Here is a 22,608-nt window from a genome sequence, read left to right as displayed (position 1 = left end):
ACGGGCGCCTCCGCGGCCCGGAGCCGGCTCCCGCCCGGGCTGCGAGACTGGCGGCATGAACTACCGCGTGCCCCAGCCCGTCCCCCAGGTCATCCTCGACGACGTCCGGGGGGCCCAGAAGATGCTGTCCGGCGTCTCGCGGGTCACCGCCATGGAGGGCAGCCGGCACCTCTCCGCACTCACCGGCTCCCCGGTCCACCTCAAGTGCGAGAACCTCCAGCGCACCGGCTCCTTCAAGCTCCGCGGCGCCTACGTACGCATCGCCGGCCTGCGCCCCGAGCAGCGGGCCGCCGGTGTCGTCGCCGCGAGCGCGGGCAACCACGCGCAGGGCGTGGCGCTTGCCTCCTCCCTCCTCGGGGTCCGCTCGACCGTGTTCATGCCGGTCGGGGCGCCGCTGCCGAAGGTGGCCGCGACCCAGGAGTACGGCGCCGACGTGCGTCTGCACGGGCAGGTCGTCGACGAGACCTTCCTGGCCGCCCAGGAGTACGCGGACCGCACCGGCGCGGTGTTCATCCACCCCTTCGACCACCGCGACATCATCGCGGGCCAGGGCACGGTCGGCCTGGAGATCCTGGAGCAGTGCCCGGAGGTGCGGACCATCCTCGTCGGGATCGGCGGCGGCGGTCTCGCGGCCGGTGTCGCGGTCGCCGTGAAGGCGCTGCGGCCGGACGTGCGGGTCATCGGGGTGCAGGCGGCGGGCGCGGCCGCGTACCCGCCCTCGCTCAAGGCCGGACATCCGATCTCGATCGACGAACCGGTCACGATGGCCGACGGGATCAAGGTCGGCCGCCCCGGAGACGTCCCCTTCACCATCATCGGCGAGCTCGTCGACGACGTGCGTACGGTCTCCGAGGACGCCCTCTCCAGTGCTCTGCTGCTCTGCCTGGAGCGGGCCAAGCTGGTGGTCGAGCCGGCCGGGTGCAGCACGGTCGCGGCCCTGCTCAGCGAGCCCGAACTGTACGGCGGCGGCCCGGTGGTGGCCGTCCTGTCCGGCGGGAACGTCGATCCGCTGCTGCTCCAGCGGATCCTGCGCCACGGCATGGCGGCGGCGGGCCGGTACCTGTCCCTGCGGCTGCGCGTGGCCGACCGGCCGGGCGCCCTGGCCGGGCTCCTGGCGGTGTTGTCAGTGGTGGATGCGAACGTGTTGGACGTGAGCCATATGCGGACGGACCCGCGCCTGGGGCTCACGGAGGTGGAGGTGGAGCTGCACCTGGAGACGAAGGGCCCGGAGCACTGCGCGGAAGTCGCGCGTTCCCTGCACGGCGCGGGATACAAGGTGATGAGCTAGACGATGAGCCGGCGGGCGTCCTCGGCCGGTCCCCGGCCGCCCCCCGGGCGTTCCCGACCCGTCCGGCCGCCTCCGGCGACCCGGACATCCCCCGTTCGGCCGAGCAGGACCTGCCCGGCACTCATAGGATTTGCGTAGAAATGCCCTGAATATCCTGATTCTACTGGCCCGATTCACTGGGAGAATCCATATGCCAGGCGCTATCTACGCCGAAGGTCTGGTCAAGACCTTCGGCGATGTACGGGCTCTCGACGGCGTGGACCTCGATGTCCCCGAAGGCACCGTCCTGGGTCTGCTCGGCCCGAACGGCGCGGGCAAGACCACGACCGTACGTGTCCTGACCACCCTCCTGCGGCCCGACAGCGGCAAGGCCGTCGTCGCCGGCATCGATGTCCTCAAGCACCCCAACGAAGTCCGCCGCGCCATCGGCCTGTCCGGCCAGTTCGCGGCCGTCGACGAGTACCTGACCGGCCGCGAGAACCTCCAGATGGTCGGCCAGCTCTACCAGATGAAGGCCAGGGCGGCCAAAGCCCGGGCCACCGAACTCCTCGAACGCTTCAACCTCTCCGACGCCGCGGACCGCACGGCCAAGACGTACTCCGGCGGCATGCGCAGGCGCCTGGACCTCGCGGCAGCCCTCGTCGTCAGCCCACCCGTGATGTTCATGGACGAGCCGACCACCGGACTCGACCCCCGCAACCGCCAGCAGCTGTGGGGCATCATCCAGGAACTGGTCGCCGGCGGCACCACCCTGCTCCTCACCACCCAGTACCTGGAGGAGGCCGACCACCTCGCGCACGACATCTGCGTGGTCGACCACGGCAAGGTCATCGCCCGCGGCACCTCCGACCAGCTCAAGGCCCGTACCGGCGGCGAGCGCGTCGAAGTCGTCGTCCACGAACGGCAGCACATCACCACCGCGCGCGAGGTGCTCGCCGGCTTCGGCAAGGGCGAGACCACGGTCGAGGAGCACACCCGCAAACTGACCGTGCCCGTGTCGGGCGGCGCCAAGCTGCTCGCCGAGGTCATCCGCGAACTCGACGGCCGGGGCATCGAGATCGACGACATAGGCCTGCGCCGCCCCACCCTCGACGACGTGTTCATCTCCCTGACCGGGCACGCCGCCGAACGGGCCGCGGAGGAGAGCGAGAACGGCGACGCGCCGGCCGCTCCCGCGGCCAAGGACCGCAGGACGGCCCGCAAGGAGGTGGCGAAGTGACCCTCACCTCCCCGGACCCGGGCGCCTCCCCGCACCGCGAACTCACGGCACCCCGTCCGCGCGGCGGCGTCGTCCAGAGCGTGAACGACTCCCTCGTGATCGCCAAGCGGAACGTCATCCGACTCAGCCGGATTCCCGAGATGTTGATCTTCGGGCTGATCCAGCCGGTCATGTTCGTGGTGCTGTTCAGCTTCGTCTTCGGCGGCTCGATGATGATCGGCGGCTCGACCAGCGCCAGCGACTACCGGAACTTCCTGATGGCCGGCATCTTCGCCCAGACCGTCACCTTCGCCACCGCGGGTGCCGGCGCGGGCATCGCCGACGACATGCACAAGGGGCTGATCGACCGCTTCCGCTCGCTGCCCATGGCCCGCGGCGCCGTCCTGACCGGCCGCACCCTGGCGGACCTCATGCAGACGGCCCTGACCATGGTGGTGCTGGCGATGGTCGCCCTCCTCGTCGGCTGGCGCACCCACACCAGCGCCGGCGAGGTGCTGGCCGGCTTCGCCCTGCTGCTCCTGCTCGGGTACGCGTTCTCCTGGATCGGCGCCCTGATCGGGCTGTCCGTACGCACTCCGGAGGCGGCCACCTCGGGCGGGCTGATCTGGCTGTTCCCCGTCACGTTCATCTCCAACGCGTTCGTCCCCACGGAGAACATGGCGAGCTGGCTCCAGCCCATCGCCGAGTGGAATCCGTTCAGCGCCACCGTCCAGGCCTGCCGCGAGCTCTTCGGGAACCCGGGTGTCTCCCCGTCCGACGCCTGGCCGATGGTCCACCCGGTATGGGCCTCGCTGATCTGGTCGGCCCTGATCATCCTGCTCTTCCGCACGCTCGCGGTCCGCAAGTACCGCGGGGCGGACGGCTGAGGTCCGCAGGGGCGCCCGTACCCGCAGCAACGCGCGATGCCCGGCCGGGAGAGCCCGGCCGGGCATCGCGTTGTCACTCAGGAAGAAAACGGTGACCGAGGGTGATCAGCCGGTGAAGGGCTTGACGTCCAGGATCTTGACCGAGGCCTTCTTGCCGTTCGGCAGCTCGTACTCGGCGTCCTCGCCGATCGCCTTGCCCAGCACGCCGCTGCCCAGCGGGGACTGGGGGGAGTACGTCTCGAAGTCCGAGGACGCGTACTCGCGCGAGGCCAGGAGGAACTCCATGGCGTCGTCCTCGTCGCCGTCGAAGGCGATCTTCACGAGCGTGCCGGGGGCCACCACGCCGTCGGACGCGGGCGCGGTGCCGACCTTGGCGTTCTCCAGGAGCTGCGTGAGCTGGCGGACCCGCAGCTCCTGCTTGCCCTGCTCCTCCTTCGCCGCGTGGTAGCCACCGTTCTCACGCAGGTCGCCCTCCTCGCGGGCGGCTGCGATCTTCGTGGCGATCTCCGTGCGGGCGGGACCAGAGAGGTAGTCCAGCTCCGCCTTCAGCTGGTCGTACGCCGCCTGGGTCAGCCAGGTGACGCTTTCGCTCGTCTGGGTCACGGGTGCTCCTCGTCGGTACAGGGGACTACTGGCCGCCGTCGGCGGACGAAACCACGAGCCTAACAATTCGGGAAGAAAAGGGGGAGGACCCCAGAGGCTCATTGCCTCGTGGGGCGCCACTTCAATCCTCTTCGGACCTCAGTGGGCGGAAGGCGCCGACTGGCAGCCGACCAGCTCGATCATCGTGGCCCGGCCGGTGGTCTTCAGGATGACGATCTCGTCCACCCGCGACCGGTTCTGCGCGAAAGTGAAGTCCGCGCGGCCCACCTCGGCGTGCTCCTCGTTCTGGGAGCTGAGGGAACAGACCCCGGTGACCGAGGCGTCCTTGCGGACCTCCAGGTGCACCTTCACCTCGGTGTCCGAAATCACCTGGAACTTGATCACTTCGGCGCTCACGCTCTGTCCCGCGACGTAGTCCCAGCCGATCCAGCCGACCAGGCCCAGCAGCGCCGCACCCAGCACCGACCCGATGATCTTGAGCTTCCGGTCCGCACGCTCGTCCGCCGACCGGCCGTAGCGGCCCTCGGGCAGGCCCTCGCGCACCGCGCTCATGATCGTTCCTCTCGCCGGGGACGGCTTGGTCACCCCTGGAATTTTCCGCCCCCCAGTTCGGTCACTATAGGAGCTGAGTGTCGCGCCGAATCGCAGAGGATCCTGTTTTGACCGAGCAGCTTCGACTGATGGCCGTCCACGCCCACCCCGACGACGAGTCGAGCAAGGGCGCGGCCACCATGGCCAAGTACGTGTCCGAGGGGATTCCCGTGCTGGTCGTCACCTGCACCGGTGGCGAGCGCGGCTCGGTCCTGAACCCCAAGCTCCAGGGCGACAAGTACATCGAGGAGAACATCCACGAGGTCCGCGCCAGGGAGATGGACGAGGCGCGCGACATCCTCGGCATCGAGCAGGAATGGCTCGGCTACGTGGACTCCGGCCTCCCCGAGGGCGACCCGCTGCCCCCGCTGCCCGAGGGCTGCTTCGCGCTCGCGGACGTCCACGAGGCCGCCGGCGAGCTGGTGAAGAAGATCCGCGCCTTCAAGCCGCAGGTCGTCACCACCTACGACGAGAACGGGGGCTACCCGCACCCCGACCACATCATGACCCACACGATCTCCATGCTGGCCTTCGAGAGCGCGGCCGACACCGAGAAGTACCCGGAGAGCGAGTACGGCCCGGCCTACCAGCCGCAGAAGCTCTACTACAACCAGGGCTTCAACAAGCCGCGCACCGTCGCCCTCCACGAGGCGCTGCTCGCGCGCGGCCTGGAGTCCCCCTACGGGGAGTGGCTGGAGCGGTGGAAGGAGTTCGAGCGCAAGGAGCGGACCCTGACCACCCACGTGCCCTGCGCCGACTTCTTCGAGATCCGTGACAAGGCGCTCATCGCGCACGCCACCCAGATCGACCCGGACGGCGGCTGGTTCCGCGTCCCGATGGACATCCAGAAGGAGGTCTGGCCCACCGAGGAGTACGAGCTCGCGAAGTCGCTCGTCGACACTTCCCTCCCCGAGTCCGACCTCTTCGCGGGCATCCGGGAGAATGCGTAGCTATGAGCGCTACGCAGGCAGCACTGACCCAGCTCCTTCCGCTGGCGGGTGACACCTTCGACAAGAACAAGGTGACGCCCGGCCTCCTCGGCTTCATCGTGTTCGCGGCCCTCGCCGTCGGCGTGTGGGCCCTGATGAAGTCCATGAACCGGCACATGGGCCGGGTGGACTTCGAGGAGGCCCCGGAGCCGGCCGCCTCCGGCGGGGACGGCACCCGGGCCCCGTAAGGCGGGCCGCCTCCGGCGGGGACGGCACCTCGGGCTCCGTAAGGCCGGGCCGGGACCGGTGCGGCGCTGCGGGGGCCTTCGCGTACATGCCGCCGCCCGGCCGGGAACCCGGCGGGGCGGCGGCTTCCGCACGTGCCCGCCCCCCGGGGCCGGGCTCCCGGAACCGCCTCAGGCCGCTGCCAGCGCCTCCGGCATCTCCGTCGGCTTCCCCCCGGCTGCCTCCCGCGGTCGCCTCCGGACGCCTCCGGGCCCTGGGCCGGTCACGGAGCCGCCCGTGGCCGGCCCACCCAGGCCGTTCGGGGCGCACCGGCACCTGAGGGGCCCGAGGCGCGCCGGGACCCGCTCGGCCCACCCCGGCCCGCGAGACGTGTCCGCAGTGGGCAGGCCCGCGGCCGTCCCCTGCCCGTCGGGACGCCCCCGCGTCAGGCGCGCGGGACCCCCATGACCTCCCGGGAGTGCAGGTTCGGGACCAGACCGAGCCGCCACGCCTGCCAGCCCTCCGCCGGATCCACCCCCCGGCCCAGGATCACCCCGTAGGTCTCCAGGCAGTCCTCCAGCCGGCCGTCCCGCGCCGGATGCGGCGCCTGCGCGAGGCGCCCCAGCTCCGCCCGCGCCTCCTCCGGCGCCGCCGGCACCGCGTACGGCAGCATCGTGCACCGCAGGAAACGCGCCCAGTCCTCCCCGCGCCGGTCCCCGTACGAGATGAACAGCCGCACCGCCTCCTCGCACAGACCCAGCGCCTGCGACAGCCGGCCGTTGCCCGCGTCGATCACCGCCAGCTCCAGACACGTCCACGCCTCGCCGTGCGCCAGCCCGATCCGCCGGAAATCCGCCCGCGCGTCCACCAGCAGCTGACGGGCGAAGCCGGAGTTCCGCAGGTTCCCCGTCTGCGCAGCCCGCTGGTCCCGCGTCACCCGGCCCGAATGGTGGCGGGCGTACGCCAGCCCGTACACGTCCCGCATCCGCGAGAACATCGTCCGCGCCCGCTCCAGCTCCCGTACCGCCTCGTCCCGCTCGCCGCCCACCTCCAGCGCCTGCCCGAGGTAGTACTGCGTCCACGCCTCCCCCCGCGCGTCCTCCGCCTCCCGGTGCCGGGCCAGCGCCTCCCGCAGCCCGTCCACCGCCGGCCCCGGATCCCCGTCCACCACCCGGGCCCGGCCCAGCTGCGTCAGCGCCCAGGCCTCACCACGGTCGTCGCGGGTACGCCCGTACAGTTCCAGGGCCAGCCGCAGCTCCACCTCCGCCCGCTCCACGTCCCCGAACCGCAGGTGCACCTGACCCAGCTGGAAATGGGCCCACGCCTCCCCGTGCACGCTCTCGCTCTCCCGGTGCAACGCCAGCGAGGTCTCCAGCAGCCGCACCGCCTCCGCCAGCCGCGCCCGGTCCCGCTCCACCGCAGCCAGCGCGTGCAGCCCCCACGCCCGGTCACCCGCCAGCTCCGGCGGCTCCTGCAGCACCAGCGCCTCCCGGATCCGCACCGCCGCCTCCGGAAGATTGCCCTGGTGGTGCAACGTGATCCCGAGCGAGACCAGCGCCATCGCGGCCGCCGCCTCCTGATCGGCCTCCATGTACTGGTCCACCACCGACGCCAGCGTGGTGCGGGCCTTGTCCAGCTCGCCCAGCTGGCGCGCCGCGATACCCGTACGCCACTGCACCGACCGCACCAGGCGCCCCTGCTGCCCCTTCAGCCCGTTCTGACCCGCTGCCACCACCTGCGTCAGCTCATCGATCTCACCCAGCCGGTACAGGTCCCCGCGCAGCAGACAGAAGTCGCACAGCGCGCCCAGCAGATCCAGCACCGCCTGCTGATCCACCCCCTCCGAGTGCCGCAGCGCCGCCGTGATGAAGCTCGACTCGTCGTCCAGCCAGCGCAGCGCCGCATCCAGCGACGTGAAACCGTGCCCCCCGACCGGCCCCTTCAGGAACGTGTTCGCCCGCGTCGACATCTTCCCGTCGACCATCCGGATCACCGAGTCCGCGAGCCGCGCGTAGTCGCGGATCAGCCGCTCGTGCGCCGCCGCGGCCTGCGCCCGGTCCTCGTCCGCCGCCGACCGCGCCGCCGCGTACGCACGCACCGCGTCGTGCATCCGGAACCGCTGGCCGCGCACCCGCTCGATCAGCCCGGCCTCCCACAGCTCCTCCAGCGTGCGCAGCGCCGCCGCCTCCGGTACGTCCGCCAGCGCCGCCGCCGCCGCACCTCCCAGCGACGCCCGCCCCGCCAGCGGCAACCGCCGCAGCAGCTGCCGGGCGGGTTCGGCCAGCCGCGCGTCCGCCGCACGCAGCGCCGCCTCCACCGGGTGCGCCGCCGCACCGCCGGCCAGGGCCCGGCCCTCGCCCGCCAGCGGAGCCAGCAGCCGCAGTGCGAGCGGCAGCCCGCCGCTCAGCTCCACCACCGCGGCCACGTCCTCCTCCGCGACACCCGCCGGAGCTGCCGCACCCGGCGCACCCGCCCGCGGCGCCCGGAGCAGCTCCGCCGCCTCCTGCGGCGCCAACCGCTCCACCGGCAGCTGGTACACCCACGCGGCCAGATCCGCCGGCAGCTCCAACGGCTCCCGCGCCGTCACCAGCACCAGGCTCTCGGAACGCTCCGGAACCAGCATCCGCACCTGCGCCGCGTCCACCGCGTCGTCCAGCAGCACCGTCACCGGCAGCCCCTGCAGATGCTGGTGGTACAGCTCGCCCAGGCGCCGCACCTGCTGCTCCGCCGACGCACCCTCGCGGAACAGCAACTGCTCGCGGGGCGCACCCAGCCGGTTCATCAGGTGCAGCAGCGCCTCCCGCGTGGCCAGCGGCGCCTCCCCGGACGCCTCCCCGGCCGAACCGCCCCGCAGATCCACCACGCACGCACCCCGGAACTGGTCCCGCAGACCGTGCGCCGCCGCCAGCGCCAGCGCCGTACGGCCCACCCCCGGCTCACCGTGCAGCACCACCACCACCGGCCGGGTCTCCGTACTGGCCCGGGCCGCCTGCACCCACTGCGCGATCCGCGTCAGCTCGGACCGCCGCCCCGCGAACACCTCCGCCGCAGCAGGCAGCTGCCCGAAGGACTGCTCCAGCGCACTGCGCCGCCGCGCCTCCGCGCTGCGGTCCGCACCCCGCAGCCGCGGAGCGGGCCGCGCCGCCGGCCGGGCCGCCGCGGGCCGGGCCGCCCGGGCGGCCGCGGCCACCGCACGCTGCTGCTCCAGGAACGGACGTATCCCGCGCACCTCCAGCGCCGACAGCCACTGCAGCTTCAACTGCTCCGGCCCGCCCGGCCGGCCCCGCTCCCCGGCCCGCCGGTTCGCGGCCGGCAGGTGCAGCGCCGTCACCTTCACCACCGTCGCCACCGCGCCGGAGATCCCCACCACGGCCCCCGCGGTCAGCGCCGTACCGGCCGCGACACCCAGCGACAGGTCCGCACCCACGGCCGTGGCCGCCGCGACCGCCGTCACCAGCAACGCCGTGGAATGGTTGCCCCGCCGGAAGGCCTCACCGAGCGACTGGTCCCCGGCCGCCGCCTCGTCCAGGGCCCGCACGTACGCCTCGTACTCCGGCGCGGCACTCGCGGCGAGCGCGTCCAGCGCCTCCCGGCCCCGGGCCAGCAGCGTCGCCCGGTCGATGCCCGCGCCCGTTCCCCGCTGCGCCGCGTCGTCCACGGCCCGCTCCAGCAGCCGCTCGGCCTCACCGCGATGGCTGTCCCGCATCGGCATCCCCCTCAGAGAGCTCCGGCAACGAGCCCCAAGTGTCCTGCGGGACTCCTCCGAGCGCGAGTGAATCTGAGCTAGTTCAGAGGGAACTGCGCACTCTCTCCCAAAGACGGGTCGGATTCCGTCAACTGGCATATTCGGACGGCAACATGACGCCACGTCGCTCACGCACGGCTCCGGCATCGGCCCTGTGCGCGACGGCACTGCTGCCGGCGCCGACCGGATCTCCCGGCCGCATAACATGCCCGAATGATCGATTTCTCCCGGACTTCTTCCGCCGATTTCCTCAAGGCCCTGAAGCAGGGCACGGACGGAGTGTGGTCCGTGGAAGCAGCCGTCTGGCTGCTGGAGCGGCACGGCGTCTGGCTGCATGACCCGCGGCTGCGGCCCTACGTCGACGGCGGGGTCGAGGACGACGGCACCGTGTGGGCCGGCCTCCCCTTCCGGCGCGTGGGGGACGCGATCGCAGCGGGCGCGTTCGGTGAGGAGTGGGACGAGGACATCGCGGTGCTGAGGATCGTCCTCAGCCTGTGGGGGAACTACCCCATCTCGCTCCGCCAGACCTGCGAGTACCTCTCCGAGGGGAGCCTCGGCCTGGTGGCGAAGGCCCTGTTCCTCGCCAACGGCTACGACGAGCCGCACCAGCTGTCCTGAGGCACTTGCGGCAGGATGGGCCCATGCCGAACCGCCTCGCGAACGAGACCTCCCCCTACCTCCTCCAGCACGCCGACAATCCCGTCGACTGGTGGCCGTGGTCGCCCGAGGCCTTCGCCGAGGCGCGTGAGCGCGGGGTGCCCGTGCACCTCAGCGTCGGATATGCGAGCTGCCACTGGTGTCATGTGCTCGCCGGCGAGAGCTTCGAGGACGAGCTGACCGCCGCGTACATGAACGAACACTTCGTCAACATCAAGGTGGACCGCGAGGAGCGGCCCGATATCGACGCCGTCTACATGGAGGCCGTCCAGGCCGCCACCGGCCAGGGCGGCTGGCCCATGACCGTCTTCATGACCGCCGACGCCGAGCCCTTCTACTTCGGGACGTACTTCCCGCCCGAGCCCCGGCAGGGGATGCCCTCCTTCATGCAGGTGCTCGAAGGGGTGCGGACCGCCTGGGTGGGGCGCCCCGAGGAGGTCGCCGAGGTCGCGCAGCGGATCGTACGGGACCTGGCCGGCCGGGAGTTGGACTACGGGAAGGCCGGCACGCCCGGGCCCGAGGAGCTCGCGCAGGCACTGCTCGGGCTGACGCGGGAGTACGACTCCGCGCGCGGCGGATTCGGCGGGGCGCCGAAGTTCCCGCCGTCCATGGTGCTGGAGTTCCTGCTGCGCCACCACGCGCGCACCGGGTCCGAGGGCGCGCTCCAGATGGCCGCGGACACGTGCGAGGCGATGGCGCGCGGCGGGATCTACGACCAGCTCGGAGGCGGGTTCGCGCGGTACTCCGTGGATCGGGACTGGGTGATTCCGCATTTCGAGAAGATGCTCTACGACAACGCGCTGCTGTGCCGGGTGTACGCGCACCTGTGGCGCGCCACCGGGTCCGATCTCGCCCGCCGGGTCGCGCTGGAGACCGCCGATTTCATGGTCCGGGAGCTGCGGACCGACCAGGGCGGCTTCGCCTCGGCGCTCGACGCCGACAGCGAGGATCCGCTGACCGGGGAGCACGTGGAGGGGGCCTACTACGCCTGGACGCCCGCCCAGCTGCGCGAGGTGCTGGGGGAGGACGACGGGGATCTGGCCGCCGCGTACTTCGGGGTGACCGAGGAAGGGACCTTCGAGCACGGGACGTCCGTGCTGCAGCTGCCCCAGGACGGGCCCGTGGTGGAGGCGGGCAGGCTCGCCGGGATCAAGGAGCGGCTGCTGGCCGTACGGGGCCGGCGGCCCGTGCCCGGGCGGGACGACAAGATCGTCGCCGCGTGGAACGGGCTGGCGATCGCCGCGCTCGCCGAGTGCGGGGCGTACTTCGAGCGGCCCGACCTGGTGGAGCGGGCGACCGAGGCGGCCGATCTGCTCGTGCGCGTGCACATGGACGGCCGGGCGCGGCTGTCGCGCACCAGCAAGGACGGGCAGGTCGGCGCCAACGACGGGGTGCTGGAGGACTACGGCGACGTGGCGGACGGCTTCCTCGCGCTGGCCTCCGTGACCGGCGAGGGGGTCTGGCTGGAGTTCGCCGGGTTCCTCGTCGACCTGGTCCTGGACCGGTTCACGGCCGAGGACGGGTCGCTGTACGACACGGCGCACGACGCGGAGAAGCTGATCCGCAGGCCGCAGGATCCGACGGACACGGCCGCCCCGTCGGGGTGGACGGCCGCCGCGGGCGCGTTGCTCTCGTACGCGGCGCACACCGGATCGGAAGCGCACCGTACGGCGGCGGAGCGGGCGCTCGGGGTGGTGCACGCGCTCGGGCCGCGGGTGCCGCGCTTCATCGGGCACGGGCTGTCGGTGGCCGAGGCGCTCCTGGACGGGCCGCGCGAGGTGGCGGTCGTCGGCCATCCGGAGGATCCGGCGCTGGCGCTGCTGCACCGGACCGCGTTGCTGGGGACGGCTCCTGGGGCGGTGGTGGCGGCCGGTCTTCCGCGTGCGGAGGACGGCTCCGGCGGTGAGTTCCCCCTTCTTGCCGAGCGCACACTCGTGCACGACCTTCCGACGGCGTATGTGTGTCGACATTTCGTCTGCGCGCGGCCTACGACGGAACCGGTCGAACTGGCCGAACAGTTGGGTGTGATTCGTCCCTGAAGTGGCCGGAGTACCGTCAATTCCGGTTGCGTGTATATGAGTTCAGAAACGTGCTTTTTATTTTCGATGCAGCTGAGTGTCATGTTCACTGCCTAATCTCTTAGCTTCGGGAGTCACCGAGACGGCGCACCGGGGGGTGCGCGCAAGGGGGAAGCGGGGGCGGCGGGCCGGGGGGCCCGCCGTGAGCCCCCGGGGGGTTTGCTGATCGCCGCCGGGGGGCGGCGGGTCTGTGGGGGGCCTTGTGTACACATCTGTGTTCATCGCTGTCATTTCCCTGGCGCTCTTCTGGATGGCCGCATTCACGCTCTGGTGGCAGATGCACGCGTGGCGGACCCCCGAGGTGCTCGCCTCCACGCGTTTCGACCGCCCCGACGGGGAGGGCCGCCTCGCCTTCTCGCTGCTGCTGCCCGCCCGCCACGAGCAGGCGGTCCTGGAGCACACCATCGACCGGCTGCTGGAGTCGAGCCACACCGACTACGAGATCATCGTGATCGTCGGGCACGACGACCCCGAGACGGCCGCCGTCGCCGAACGGGCCGCCGCCCGCGCGCCGGCCCGCGTACGGGTCGTCGTCGACCACCACGAGACGAAGAACAAGCCGAAGGCCCTCAACACCGCCCTCCCGTCCTGCCGCGGTGACATCGTCGGAGTCTTCGACGCCGAGGACCAGGTCCACCCCGAGCTGCTCGCCCACGTCGACCACGCCTTCCGCTCCACCGGCGCCGACGTGGTCCAGGGCGGGGTCCAGCTCATCAACTTCCACTCCAGCTGGTACAGCCTGCGCAACTGCCTGGAGTACTTCTTCTGGTTCCGCTCCCGGCTGCACCTGCACGCCGAGAAGGGCTTCATCCCGCTCGGCGGCAACACCGTCTTCGTGCGCACCGAGGTGCTGCGCGAGGCCGGCGGCTGGGACCAGAACTGCCTCGCCGAGGACTGCGACCTCGGGGTGCGGCTGTCGTCGGTCGGCAAGAAGGTGGTCGTCGCCTACGACTCCGACATGGTCACCCGCGAGGAGACGCCCGGCTCGCTGGTGAGCCTGCTCAAGCAGCGCACCCGCTGGAACCAGGGGTTCCTTCAGGTGTACCGGAAGAAGGACTGGCAGCAGCTGCCCGGCCGCGGCCAGCGCTGGCTGGCCCGCTACACGCTGATGACGCCCTTCATGCAGGCCGCCTCGGGGGTGATCATTCCGCTCAACTTCGCCGTCGCGGTCCTCCTCGACGTACCGGTCGGCATCGCGATCATCACCTTCCTCCCCATGATCACGGCGATGGTGACCTTCGTGTTCGAGATCGTCGGCCTGCACGACTTCGGCCGCCAGTACGGTCTGCGCGTCCGTTTCGTCCACTACGTCAAGCTCGTGGTCGGCGGGCCGTTCTACCAGGTGATGCTCGCGGGGGCCGCGATCCGTGCGGTCTGGCGCGAGCAGCGCGGCCGCAACGAGTGGGAGCTGACCAGCCACACCGGCGCCCACCTGACCGCGACCGCCACGGCGACCCCGGCCGCCGCCGGCGCGCCCGCGTACGCCACCGCGCCCGTCCCCGCCACCGCCGCACCCGGTGTCGTCTCCGCCTCCACCGCGATCCGAGAGGACAGCCGCCAGTGACCGCCACCCTGCCCACGGCCACTGATCCCCAGCCAGAGACCCGCACCGAACCGGACCGGCGGACGCCCGCCGCCGGCGGCCTCGGCGTGCGCCCGCCCGCGCCCGCCCGGCCCCTCGTGCGCTTCCGCTCCTCCCGCCCCGACCTGCTGCTGTGCGGCGCCCTGCTGCTGGTGATCGTGCTGGTCCAGGGCTGGAACATCACGAACTTCCCGACCCTGAGCGATGACGAGGGCACCTACCTCGCGCAGGCCTGGGCCGTCCAGCAGGGCGACGGCCTCGCCCACTACACGTACTGGTACGACCATCCGCCGCTCGGCTGGATCCAGATCGCGGGCCTGACGTACCTGCCGTCGCTCTTCGTGCCCGACTGGATGACCGTCGCGCCGATGCGGTTCTCGATGCTCGCCGTCTCCGCCGCCTCCTCCGTGCTCCTGTACGTCCTGGCGCGCCGGCTGTGGCTGCCGCGCTGGGCGGCCGGGCTCGCGATGGCCCTCTTCGGGCTGTCGCCGCTCTCCGTGGTCCTCCAGCGGGAGATCTTCCTCGACAACCTCGCCGTGATGTGGATGCTGCTGGCCTTCTGCCTCGCCGCGTCCCCGAGCCGCCACCTGTGGCACCACTTCGGATCCGGGCTGGCGGCCGCCACCGCCGTCCTGACCAAGGAGACGATGCTGGTGGTGCTCCCGGCACTGCTGGTGACCATGTGGCGCCACAGCCACCGTGACACCCGCAAGTTCGCGGTCACCGGAGCGATCACCGCCTGTGCGCTGATCGGGCTGTCGTACCCGCTGTACGCCCTGCTCAACGGTGAGCTGCTGCCCGGCTCCGGGCACGTGTCGCTCATCGACGGCATCACCTACCAGATGGGCCGCGAGGGCTCCGGCTTCATCCTCACGCCCGGGTCCGGCTCCAACGGCGTCTTCCGGTCCTGGCTCTACTACGACACCGTCCTGCCGCTCGGCGGGCTGGCCGGCGCCGTCCTGCTGCTCGCCACCATCCCCTGGTCCGTCACCGCACGCGCGCTGGCCGGCCCCGCACTCGCCGCCGTGATCCTCGCCGCCGTCGCGATGCGGCCCTCCGGCTACCTGCCGGCGATGTACGTGATCCAGGCGCTGCCGTTCCTTGCGCTCGTCCTCGCCGGGGGCGCGGCCAGCATCACGCACGCCGTGCTGCGCCGCCGCCGCGGTCCGGGCGAGCGCCGGTCGCGGGTGTGGGCGCGGTGGGCGCTGGTCGGCGTCCTCGCGGCGTCGGCCGCCGTGTACGTGCTGCCGCGCTGGTACGACGGCAACCGCACCGCGCTGACGGTCGACGCGAACGCCCCGTACCGGCAGGCCGCGGCCTGGCTCGGCAGCGAGGTGGCCGATCCGGCGAACACCCGGGTGCTGCTGGACGACGCGCTCTGGCTGGACGCGGTGCACCACGGCTTCGAGCCGGGGCCCGGCGCGATCTGGTTCTACAAGGCGGACCTCGACCCGGCCGTCACCAGGACCCTGCCGCGGGGCTGGCAGGACATCGACTACGTGGTCTCCTCGCCCACCGTGCGCCGTGACGCGGTGAACCTGCCCAACGTGAAGGCGGCGCTGGAGCACTCGGCGGTGGTGGCGGTCTTCGGGTCGGGCGAGGACCGCATCGAGATACGCAGGACCGACAGGACCGACCGTGTCGGCGGTGCCGACCGTACGAGTGGGAGCTGAGCCACCATGAGCGAGGACCTGTGGCACCTCCATGCCCCGGTCGATGCGGAGCTCACCGCTCCGAAGACCCCGACCGGCACCGTGACCCTCATCATCCCGACCTTCAACGAGTCCGGGAACATCACCGAGTTGCTGCGCCGGCTCGGTGAGGCGCTGCCCGGCCACCTGCCCTGCGAGGTGCTGTTCGTGGACGACTCCACGGACGACACCCCCGCCGTCATCGAGAAGGCCGCCGCCGACCACCCCTTCCCCGTGTCGGTCCTGCACCGGGAGACGGCCGACGGCGGGCTCGGCGGCGCCGTCGTCGAGGGGATCAAGCGCGCGGACACCGACTGGATCGTCGTCATGGACGCCGACCTCCAGCACCCGCCCCACCTCGTCCCCGAGCTCGTCGGCGAGGGCATGCGCACCGGCGCCGACCTCGTCGTCGCCTCCCGCTACATCAGCGGCGGGAGCCGGGCCGGGCTCGCCGGGAGTTACCGCATCGCCGTCTCCCGCGCCGCGACCTGGCTGACGAAGGGGCTCTTCCCGCGCGCCCTGCGCGGGATCAGCGACCCGATGAGCGGCTTCTTCGCGATGCGCCGCTCCGTCGTCACCGCCGAGGCCCTGAAGCCGCTGGGCTACAAGATCCTGCTGGAGCTGGCGGTGCGCTGCGGTCCCGGCAAGGTCGCCGAGGTGCCGTTCGTCTTCCAGGACCGCTATGCGGGGGAGTCGAAGTCCACCGCCCGCGAGGGCATGCGCTTCCTCTCCCACCTCGCCTCGCTGCGCTCGGCCGCCCCGCTGGCCCGCATGATCGGCTTCGGTCTGATCGGGCTCTCCGGCTTCGTCCCGAACCTGGCCGCGCTGTGGCTGCTCACCCATGCGGGGATGCACTACCTGCCGGCCGAGATCGTCGCCAACCAGGCGGGGGTCCTGTGGAACTTCCTCCTCATCGAGACCCTGCTCTTCCGCGACCGGCGCCGGCACCGTCACTGGGCGGACCGGGTGGGGCGCTTCGCGCTGCTCGCCAACGCCGATCTGCTGCTGCGCATTCCGCTGATCGCGGTGTTCGTCGCCGAGCTCGGGATGGAGGTGCTGCCCGCCACCGCCCTTGCCCTGGTCACGACCTTCGTCCTGCGGTTCGCGGCCACGGAGGCCCTCGTCTATCTGCCGCGCCACAACAGGAGCTGAGCCGCACAGAAAGGAACCTTTCCATGCGTCTGACGATCCGGCGGAGGGCCGGGAGGCGGGCCGCCCTGCTCGCCGTCGGGGCGATGACCGCGAGCCTGCTGCTCACCGCACCGCAGCAGGCCACGGCCGGTCCGCCCAATCTGCTCTCCAATCCCGGTTTCGAGACCGCCGGAGCCGCCGGCTCCGACATGCCGTCCTGCTGGTCCAGGTCCGGCTGGGGCGACAACGACTTCACCTTCGCCACCGTCGCCGACGCGCACGGCGGCACCAAGGCGATGAAGGTCTCGCTCACCCGCCGCGTGGACGGCGACCGCAAGGCGCTGGTCACGGAGAACAGCACCTGCGCCCCGACCGTCACGCCGGGCAGGCAGTACGACCTGTCCGCCTGGTACAAGTCGAACACCCCGGACGTGTCGGTGACCGTGTTCCGCCGTGACACGACGGCGGGCTGGCAGTACTGGACCGACCTGCAGAATCCGCCCGTCAGCGCGGCCTGGGCGCGTACGGAGGTCCGTACGCCGGCCGTTCCGCCGGGCACCGACAAGATCGCGTGGGGCCTGTCGGTCTACGGGGTGGGCACGCTCACCACCGACGACTACGCGCTGGAGGAGGTGGGCGCCGTCCCGCCGCAGCCGGCCTGTTCGGGGACGGCGGAGGAGTGCGCCAAGGGCAAGTGGCAGGTGATCCCGGCGCAGAATCCGGTGCGTTCGATGCACGCGGTCGTGCTGAAGAACGGCAAGGTGCTGCTGATCGCGGGCTCGGGCAACGACATAGCCCAGTTCAACGCCGGTACCTTCACCTCCGCCGTGTACGACCCGGCGAACGGGTCCTTCAGGACGATCCCGACCCCCGTCGACATGTTCTGCTCGGGCCATGTGCAGCTGGCGGACGGCCGGGTGCTGGTGATGAGCGGCAACAAGGGGTATCCGTCGGCCGACGGCAAGATCGGCTACCAGGGGCTGAAGGACTCGTACACCTTCGACCCGGCGACCGAGAAGTACACCAGGACCAACGACATGAACGGCGGGCACTGGTACCCGTCGGCGACGATCCTCGGCAACGGTGACGTGATCTCCTTCGGCGGGCTGAAGGAGGACTCCACGGGTAATGTGACGGCGGAGAAGTTCTCGGCGGCGCAGAACAAGTGGCTGCCGATGAACGAGGTCAACCAGACCTGGTCGTACTGGGGCCTGTACCCGTCGATGATCCTCATGCAGGACGGGCGGCTCTTCTACTCGGGCAGCCACACCTTCGGCAACGGTACGCAGGGCACCGGGGCCTCGATCTACGACTACGGCGCCAACACCATCACCGACGTGCCGGGCCTGCGGAACAAGGACGAGCGCGACGAGTCGGCGAGCGTGCTGCTGCCCCCGGCCCAGGACCAGCGGGTGCTGACCATCGGCGGCGGCAACAACGAGCGCAATCCGGCGGCCAACCGGCTCACCGACATCATCGACCTCAAGCAGCCCAGCCCCGCCTACACGGCCGGCCCGCCGATCCCGCAGGGCCTGGTCGACCAGGGCCAGGGCAAGCGGCCGCAGACCGGTGCCGAGGGCAAGATGTTCGTGTCGGCGGTGCTGCTGCCGGACGGCAAGGTGCTGGAGACCGGCGGCGGGCTGCACGACCGGGCCGACCCGGTCTTCGAGGCCTCCTTCTTCGACCCGGCGACCAACACCTACCAGCCGGGTCTCGCCACCGACCCGATCCCGCGGACCTACCACTCGGCGTCGTTCCTGATGCCGGACGGCCGGGTCATGTCGGTCGGCGACAACCCGGGCAACGGGACGTACAACCACAACGTGTCGATCTACACGCCGCCCTATCTCTTCAAGGGCGCCCGCCCGCAGATCACCTCGGTGATCGACACGCAGTGGGTGTACGGGGACACGCAGCGGATCACCGTCAACCGGCCGGTCGCCAAGGCGGAATTGATCCGTCCGGCAGCGGTCACCCACTCCTCGGACCCGAACCAGAGGTTCGTGGACCTGCCCATGACCGTCGACGGGAACAACATCGACCTGAACGTCACCAGCAACCCCAACCTGGCGCCGCCCGGCTGGTACATGCTCTTCGCGGTCGACGCGAACGGCATCCCGTCGATCGCCACCTGGGTCCACCTCGGCGGCCCGTCCGCGCTGGCGGCCACCCAGGAGCAGCCCTCCGCGCACGAGCACACCTTCGCCGACAAGCTGGGGCCGGCCAAGGAGAACCCGGCCGAGCGGGACTCCGCCCCGGTCGCGCCGAGCGTGGCCGGCTGCGACCGGCACTACGGCACGGTCAACGTGTGCGTACCGACCCGCTTCCCGGCCGAGGTGCAGGCGACGGCGAAGGCCCGCTGCGACTGGCTGGCCTCCCACAAGTACCCGAAGCGCCTCAAGGTCAACGGCAGCGATCCGCTGCGCCTTGACCCCGACCGCGACGGCTACGCCTGCTGACCTGCTGACCTGCTGGACCGGGACCCTGCCACCCCCCCGGGGGGCAGGGTCCTGGTTGCGGGCCCTCTTGATCCGCGCACACTGGGAGGGATGTGGCTGCTGTCACCCAGCAGGGAGGCCGAACCATGGCAAGTCCGATCAGCGCATCACAGACCGCGCGCATCGTGCGGCTGGCGGCACGCGTCAGGCCCGAGATGTGGGATGCGATCAATCCGCACGGGCCGGTGTTCGCCACCGGCGTGGCAGGGGTCCGCTCCCCCGACCGATCCTCCGAAGTCGCCCTCAACCCACAGCCGCTCCCGCCCCGCGAACAGCTGCGGATCGCCCTCATGCAGACGGTGAAGGGGATCGCGGAGACGGCGATCGGGGCGCACCAGGGTGGCCGCGATCCCCGCGAGATCCTGCAGGCGGTCGGCGACGACATGTGCCCCGCACCGCCGCATCCGAAGATCCCCTGGCCCAAGAACTGGCCGGGACCCTGGCCGCCCGGGGAGCCCTTCCCCATCGACCTCGTCGACCCGCAGTACGCGACGCCCGCCGTCCAGGCGGTGGCCGGGCTGGCGTTCCAGGGGTACGCCGACGGCATCGCCGACGAGAAGCTGAGCGTCGTCTTCGGCGAGCTGGCCGACCGGCTCTTCGACGCGGCCCTGAACAACTCCGGTTCCGGCTCCGCCTGAGCGCGCCGAACGCGACCGGGCCGGAGCCTCGGCCGGGGCCGGCGCCGGGCCGCCTCGATCAGTGCTGGTACGCCGCGAGCGAGATGCCGACGTAGTGGGCCACGAAGGCCGCGAGGGTCAGCGAGTGGAAGACCTCGTGGAAGCCGAAGAAGCGCGGCGAGGGGTTCGGGCGCTTCATGCCGTAGATGACCCCGCCCACGCTGTAGAGGAGGCCGCCGACGATCACCAGGACCAGGACGGCGATCCCGCCGGTCCGCATGAAGTCGGGCAGGAAGAAGACCGCCGCCCAGCCCATGGCGATGTAGCAGGGGGTGTAGAGCCAGCGCGGGGCGCCGACCCAGAAGACCCGGAAGGCGATGCCGGCGGCGGCCGCGATCCACACCGCCCACAGCAGGGTCCGCCCGGTGGAGGGCGGCAGCAGCAGGACGGTCAGCGGGGTGTAGGTGCCCGCGATGATCAGGAAGATGTTGGCGTGGTCGAGCCGCCGCAGGATGGCCTCGCCGCGCGGTCCCCAGGTGCCGCGGTGGTAGACCGCGCTGACGCCGAAGAGCAGGCAGGCCGTGAGGATGTACACGCCGCAGGCGACGCGGGCCCGGGTGGAGTCGGTGAAGGCCATCAGCACCAGGCCGGCGACGACCACGGCGGGGAACATCCCGAGGTGCAGCCAGCCGCGCATCAGCGGCTTCTCCTCCAGGGCGGTCTCCGCCGCCTCCAGGGCCTCGACTACCGGTGTGGCCTCGGCGGCCGGGACGGCGGCGGCATCAGAAGTCATGCGCGCCATGCTACCTACGGGTCCGTAGGTTTCCGTTAGTGGTCTTTACGGAAGATTGACGGACGTGGCAATGCTCACGTGAGAGGCCCTCTGGACATATGCGCACATCCACCGGATGATCAGATGAGTGCGGTCGGCACCGGATGAGCGGAGCGCGAAGCGTCCGGGTCGCAGCCCCCACGGGGCAAACACCAAACACACCCCTCAACAAGGAGCAATCGTGGCGCGCGACAACGCGGCTCCCACCATCCCGACGACTCACCAGGAACTGATTTCCTGGGTGGACGAGATCGCAGCCCTCACCCAGCCGGACCGCGTCGTCTGGTGCGACGGCTCCGAGGCCGAGTACGAGCGCCTGTGCGAGGAGCTCGTCACCAAGGGCACGTTCAAGAAGCTCGACGAGACGAAGCGCCCGAACTCGTACTACGCCGCCTCCGACCCCTCCGACGTCGCGCGCGTCGAGGACCGGACCTTCATCTGCTCCGAGAAGGAGGAGGACGCGGGCCCGACCAACCACTGGAAGGCCCCCGCCGAGATGAAGGACATCTTCGCGGGCGAGAAGGGGATCTTCCGCGGCTCCATGAAGGGCCGGACGATGTACGTCGTCCCGTTCTGCATGGGCCCCCTCGGCTCCGAGCTCTCCGCGATCGGCGTCGAGATCACCGACTCCGCCTACGTCGCGGTCGCCATGCGCACCATGACCCGCATGGGCAAGGCCGTCCTCGACGAGCTCGGCACCGACGGGTTCTTCGTCAAGGCCGTCCACACCCTCGGCGCTCCGCTCGCCGAGGGCGAGGCCGACGTGCCGTGGCCCTGCAACACCACCAAGTACATCTCGCACTTCCCGGAGACCCGCGAGATCTGGTCCTACGGATCCGGCTACGGCGGCAACGCCCTCCTCGGCAAGAAGTGCTACGCCCTGCGTATCGCGTCCGTCATGGCCCGCGACGAGGGCTGGCTCGCCGAGCACATGCTGATCCTCAAGCTCACCCCGCCGGCCGGCGAGGGCGAAACGAAGTACGTCGCCGCCGCCTTCCCGTCCGCCTGCGGCAAGACCAACCTGGCCATGCTGGAGCCCACGATCTCCGGCTGGACCGTCGAGACCATCGGCGACGACATCGCCTGGATGCGCTTCGGCGAGGACGGTCGCCTCTACGCGATCAACCCCGAGGCCGGCTTCTTCGGCGTCGCCCCCGGCACCGGCGAGCACACCAACGCCAACGCCATGAAGACCATGTACGCGAACACCGTCTTCACCAACGTCGCGCTCACCGACGACGGCGACGTCTGGTGGGAGGGCATGACCGAAGAGGCGCCCGCGCACCTCATCGACTGGAAGGGCAACGACTGGACTCCGGCCTCGGAGACCCCGGCCGCCCACCCCAACGCCCGCTTCGCCGTCCCGGCCTCGCAGTGCCCGACGATCGCTGCCGAGTGGGAGGACCCCAAGGGCGTCCCGATCTCCGCGATCCTCTTCGGCGGCCGCCGCGCCTCCGCCGTGCCGCTGGTCACCGAGTCCTTCGACTGGAACCACGGCGTCTTCATCGGCTCGAACATCGCCTCCGAGAAGACCGCCGCCGCCGAGGGCAAGGTCGGCGAACTGCGCCGCGACCCCTTCGCCATGCTGCCGTTCTGCGGCTACAACATGGGCGACTACATGGCCCACTGGGTCAAGGTGGCCGCCGACAAGGACCAGGCCAAGCTCCCGAAGATCTACTACGTGAACTGGTTCCGCAAGAACGACGCGGGCAAGTTCGTGTGGCCCGGCTTCGGCGAGAACAGCCGCGTCCTGAAGTGGATCGTCGGCCGCCTCGACGGCACCGCCGAAGGCGTGGAGACCCCCATCGGCATCCTGCCGACCAAGGACTCCCTCGACCTCGACGGCCTGGACCTCCCGGCCGAGGACCTCGACTTCCTCCTCACCGTCGACAAGGAGGTCTGGCGCGAGGAGGCCGCCCTGGTCCCCGAGCACCTCAACACCTACGGCGACCACACCCCCAAGGAGCTGTGGGACCAGTACCACGCACTCGTGGAGCGCCTGGGCTGAGCCAGGACGCGCCCTGAAGAAGGGCCAATGAACGTGGGAGCCCCCGAC

General features: G+C 71.3%; 17 protein-coding genes. 13 read left to right on the top strand and 4 right to left on the bottom strand.

What is annotated here, in order from left to right:
- The first annotated feature begins 55 nt into the window (after positions 1-55).
- The 3 genes from ilvA (at position 56) to KO717_RS13815 (ending at position 3,373) form a co-directional block, all read left to right on the top strand.
- Positions 56-1,288: a threonine ammonia-lyase gene (gene ilvA / locus KO717_RS13825; RefSeq protein WP_301367001.1), complete on the top strand. Its 1,233-nt coding sequence runs from the start codon at positions 56-58 to the stop codon at positions 1,286-1,288.
- 190 nt (positions 1,289-1,478) lie between these two features.
- Positions 1,479-2,507: an ATP-binding cassette domain-containing protein gene (locus KO717_RS13820; RefSeq protein WP_301367000.1), complete on the top strand. Its 1,029-nt coding sequence runs from the start codon at positions 1,479-1,481 to the stop codon at positions 2,505-2,507.
- Positions 2,504-3,373: an ABC transporter permease gene (locus KO717_RS13815; RefSeq protein ID WP_301366999.1), complete on the top strand. Its 870-nt coding sequence runs from the start codon at positions 2,504-2,506 to the stop codon at positions 3,371-3,373. The genes KO717_RS13820 and KO717_RS13815 overlap by 4 nt, the downstream gene beginning before the upstream one ends.
- Before the next feature lie 105 nt (positions 3,374-3,478).
- Here the strand turns inward: KO717_RS13815 and greA are convergent, their stop codons facing one another.
- Positions 3,479-3,976: a transcription elongation factor GreA gene (greA, locus tag KO717_RS13810; protein WP_301366998.1), complete on the bottom strand. Its 498-nt coding sequence runs from the start codon at positions 3,974-3,976 to the stop codon at positions 3,479-3,481.
- 138 nt (positions 3,977-4,114) lie between these two features.
- The gene (locus tag KO717_RS13805; protein WP_301366997.1) at positions 4,115-4,528 is read right to left on the bottom strand and encodes a DUF4307 domain-containing protein; all 414 of its coding nucleotides are present in this window, start codon (positions 4,526-4,528) and stop codon (positions 4,115-4,117) included.
- Positions 4,529-4,635: 107 nt separating this feature from the next.
- Between KO717_RS13805 and mca the strand changes: the two genes are divergently transcribed.
- Entirely contained in the window at positions 4,636-5,517 is an 882-nt protein-coding gene (mca, locus tag KO717_RS13800; protein ID WP_301366996.1) for a mycothiol conjugate amidase Mca, read from the top strand.
- A 2-nt stretch (positions 5,518-5,519) separates the two neighbouring features.
- Positions 5,520-5,744 (top strand): hypothetical protein, encoded by a 225-nt coding sequence (locus KO717_RS13795; RefSeq protein WP_301366995.1) that lies wholly within the window; start codon positions 5,520-5,522, stop codon positions 5,742-5,744.
- A 422-nt stretch (positions 5,745-6,166) separates the two neighbouring features.
- Here KO717_RS13795 and KO717_RS13790 read toward each other — a convergent pair whose 3' ends face one another.
- Positions 6,167-9,427: a tetratricopeptide repeat protein gene (locus tag KO717_RS13790; RefSeq protein ID WP_301366994.1), complete on the bottom strand. Its 3,261-nt coding sequence runs from the start codon at positions 9,425-9,427 to the stop codon at positions 6,167-6,169.
- A 252-nt stretch (positions 9,428-9,679) separates the two neighbouring features.
- Here KO717_RS13790 and KO717_RS13785 point away from each other — a divergent pair, with 252 nt between their 5' ends.
- The 7 genes from KO717_RS13785 (at position 9,680) to KO717_RS13755 (ending at position 19,741) form a co-directional block, all read left to right on the top strand.
- Positions 9,680-10,084: a hypothetical protein gene (locus KO717_RS13785; RefSeq protein ID WP_301366993.1), complete on the top strand. Its 405-nt coding sequence runs from the start codon at positions 9,680-9,682 to the stop codon at positions 10,082-10,084.
- A gap of 23 nt (positions 10,085-10,107) precedes the next feature.
- Complete coding sequence (locus KO717_RS13780) at positions 10,108-12,162, top strand: thioredoxin domain-containing protein (protein WP_301366992.1); 2,055 nt, start codon at positions 10,108-10,110, stop codon at positions 12,160-12,162.
- A gap of 289 nt (positions 12,163-12,451) precedes the next feature.
- Positions 12,452-13,765 carry a glycosyltransferase gene (locus KO717_RS13775; RefSeq protein WP_437184509.1) on the top strand — a complete coding sequence of 438 codons (1,314 nt, stop codon included), beginning with the start codon at positions 12,452-12,454 and terminating at the stop codon, positions 13,763-13,765.
- A complete protein-coding gene (locus KO717_RS13770; protein ID WP_437184508.1) occupies positions 13,762-15,456 on the top strand; it encodes an ArnT family glycosyltransferase in 1,695 nt (564 codons plus the stop codon). The genes KO717_RS13775 and KO717_RS13770 overlap by 4 nt, the downstream gene beginning before the upstream one ends.
- Before the next feature lie 6 nt (positions 15,457-15,462).
- Positions 15,463-16,626 (top strand): glycosyltransferase, encoded by a 1,164-nt coding sequence (locus KO717_RS13765; protein WP_301366990.1) that lies wholly within the window; start codon positions 15,463-15,465, stop codon positions 16,624-16,626.
- Between the two features lie 23 nt (positions 16,627-16,649).
- Complete coding sequence (locus tag KO717_RS13760; RefSeq protein ID WP_301366989.1) at positions 16,650-19,064, top strand: galactose oxidase-like domain-containing protein; 2,415 nt, start codon at positions 16,650-16,652, stop codon at positions 19,062-19,064.
- Between the two features lie 125 nt (positions 19,065-19,189).
- Positions 19,190-19,741, top strand: coding sequence for a hypothetical protein (locus tag KO717_RS13755; RefSeq protein ID WP_301366988.1), 552 nt, complete (start codon positions 19,190-19,192; stop codon positions 19,739-19,741).
- A gap of 58 nt (positions 19,742-19,799) precedes the next feature.
- On the opposite strand, the gene trhA is transcribed toward KO717_RS13755, so the two are convergent.
- Positions 19,800-20,513 carry a PAQR family membrane homeostasis protein TrhA gene (gene trhA / locus KO717_RS13750; RefSeq protein ID WP_437184507.1) on the bottom strand — a complete coding sequence of 238 codons (714 nt, stop codon included), beginning with the start codon at positions 20,511-20,513 and terminating at the stop codon, positions 19,800-19,802.
- Between the two features lie 220 nt (positions 20,514-20,733).
- Here trhA and KO717_RS13745 point away from each other — a divergent pair, with 220 nt between their 5' ends.
- Positions 20,734-22,560, top strand: coding sequence for a phosphoenolpyruvate carboxykinase (GTP) (locus tag KO717_RS13745; protein ID WP_301366987.1), 1,827 nt, complete (start codon positions 20,734-20,736; stop codon positions 22,558-22,560).
- Positions 22,561-22,608 lie beyond the last annotated feature (48 nt).

The organism is Streptomyces xanthophaeus, from assembly GCF_030440515.1.
Lineage (GTDB): Bacteria > Actinomycetota > Actinomycetes > Streptomycetales > Streptomycetaceae > Streptomyces > Streptomyces kutzneri.
Note: the sequence above shows the minus strand (reverse complement) of the source record. Positions and strands in the feature narration are given on the sequence as shown.

Coding starts and splice junctions, on each gene's coding strand:
- ilvA (WP_301367001.1), top strand. CDS start 56: ATGAACTACCGCGTGCCCCAGCCCGTCCCCCAGGTCATCCTCGACGAC.
- KO717_RS13820 (WP_301367000.1), top strand. CDS start 1,479: ATGCCAGGCGCTATCTACGCCGAAGGTCTGGTCAAGACCTTCGGCGAT.
- KO717_RS13805 (WP_301366997.1), bottom strand. CDS start 4,528: ATGAGCGCGGTGCGCGAGGGCCTGCCCGAGGGCCGCTACGGCCGGTCG.
- KO717_RS13795 (WP_301366995.1), top strand. CDS start 5,520: ATGAGCGCTACGCAGGCAGCACTGACCCAGCTCCTTCCGCTGGCGGGT.
- KO717_RS13790 (WP_301366994.1), bottom strand. CDS start 9,427: ATGCGGGACAGCCATCGCGGTGAGGCCGAGCGGCTGCTGGAGCGGGCC.
- KO717_RS13785 (WP_301366993.1), top strand. CDS start 9,680: ATGATCGATTTCTCCCGGACTTCTTCCGCCGATTTCCTCAAGGCCCTG.
- KO717_RS13780 (WP_301366992.1), top strand. CDS start 10,108: ATGCCGAACCGCCTCGCGAACGAGACCTCCCCCTACCTCCTCCAGCAC.
- KO717_RS13775 (WP_437184509.1), top strand. CDS start 12,452: ATGGCCGCATTCACGCTCTGGTGGCAGATGCACGCGTGGCGGACCCCC.
- KO717_RS13765 (WP_301366990.1), top strand. CDS start 15,463: ATGAGCGAGGACCTGTGGCACCTCCATGCCCCGGTCGATGCGGAGCTC.
- KO717_RS13760 (WP_301366989.1), top strand. CDS start 16,650: ATGCGTCTGACGATCCGGCGGAGGGCCGGGAGGCGGGCCGCCCTGCTC.
- KO717_RS13755 (WP_301366988.1), top strand. CDS start 19,190: ATGGCAAGTCCGATCAGCGCATCACAGACCGCGCGCATCGTGCGGCTG.
- trhA (WP_437184507.1), bottom strand. CDS start 20,513: ATGACTTCTGATGCCGCCGCCGTCCCGGCCGCCGAGGCCACACCGGTA.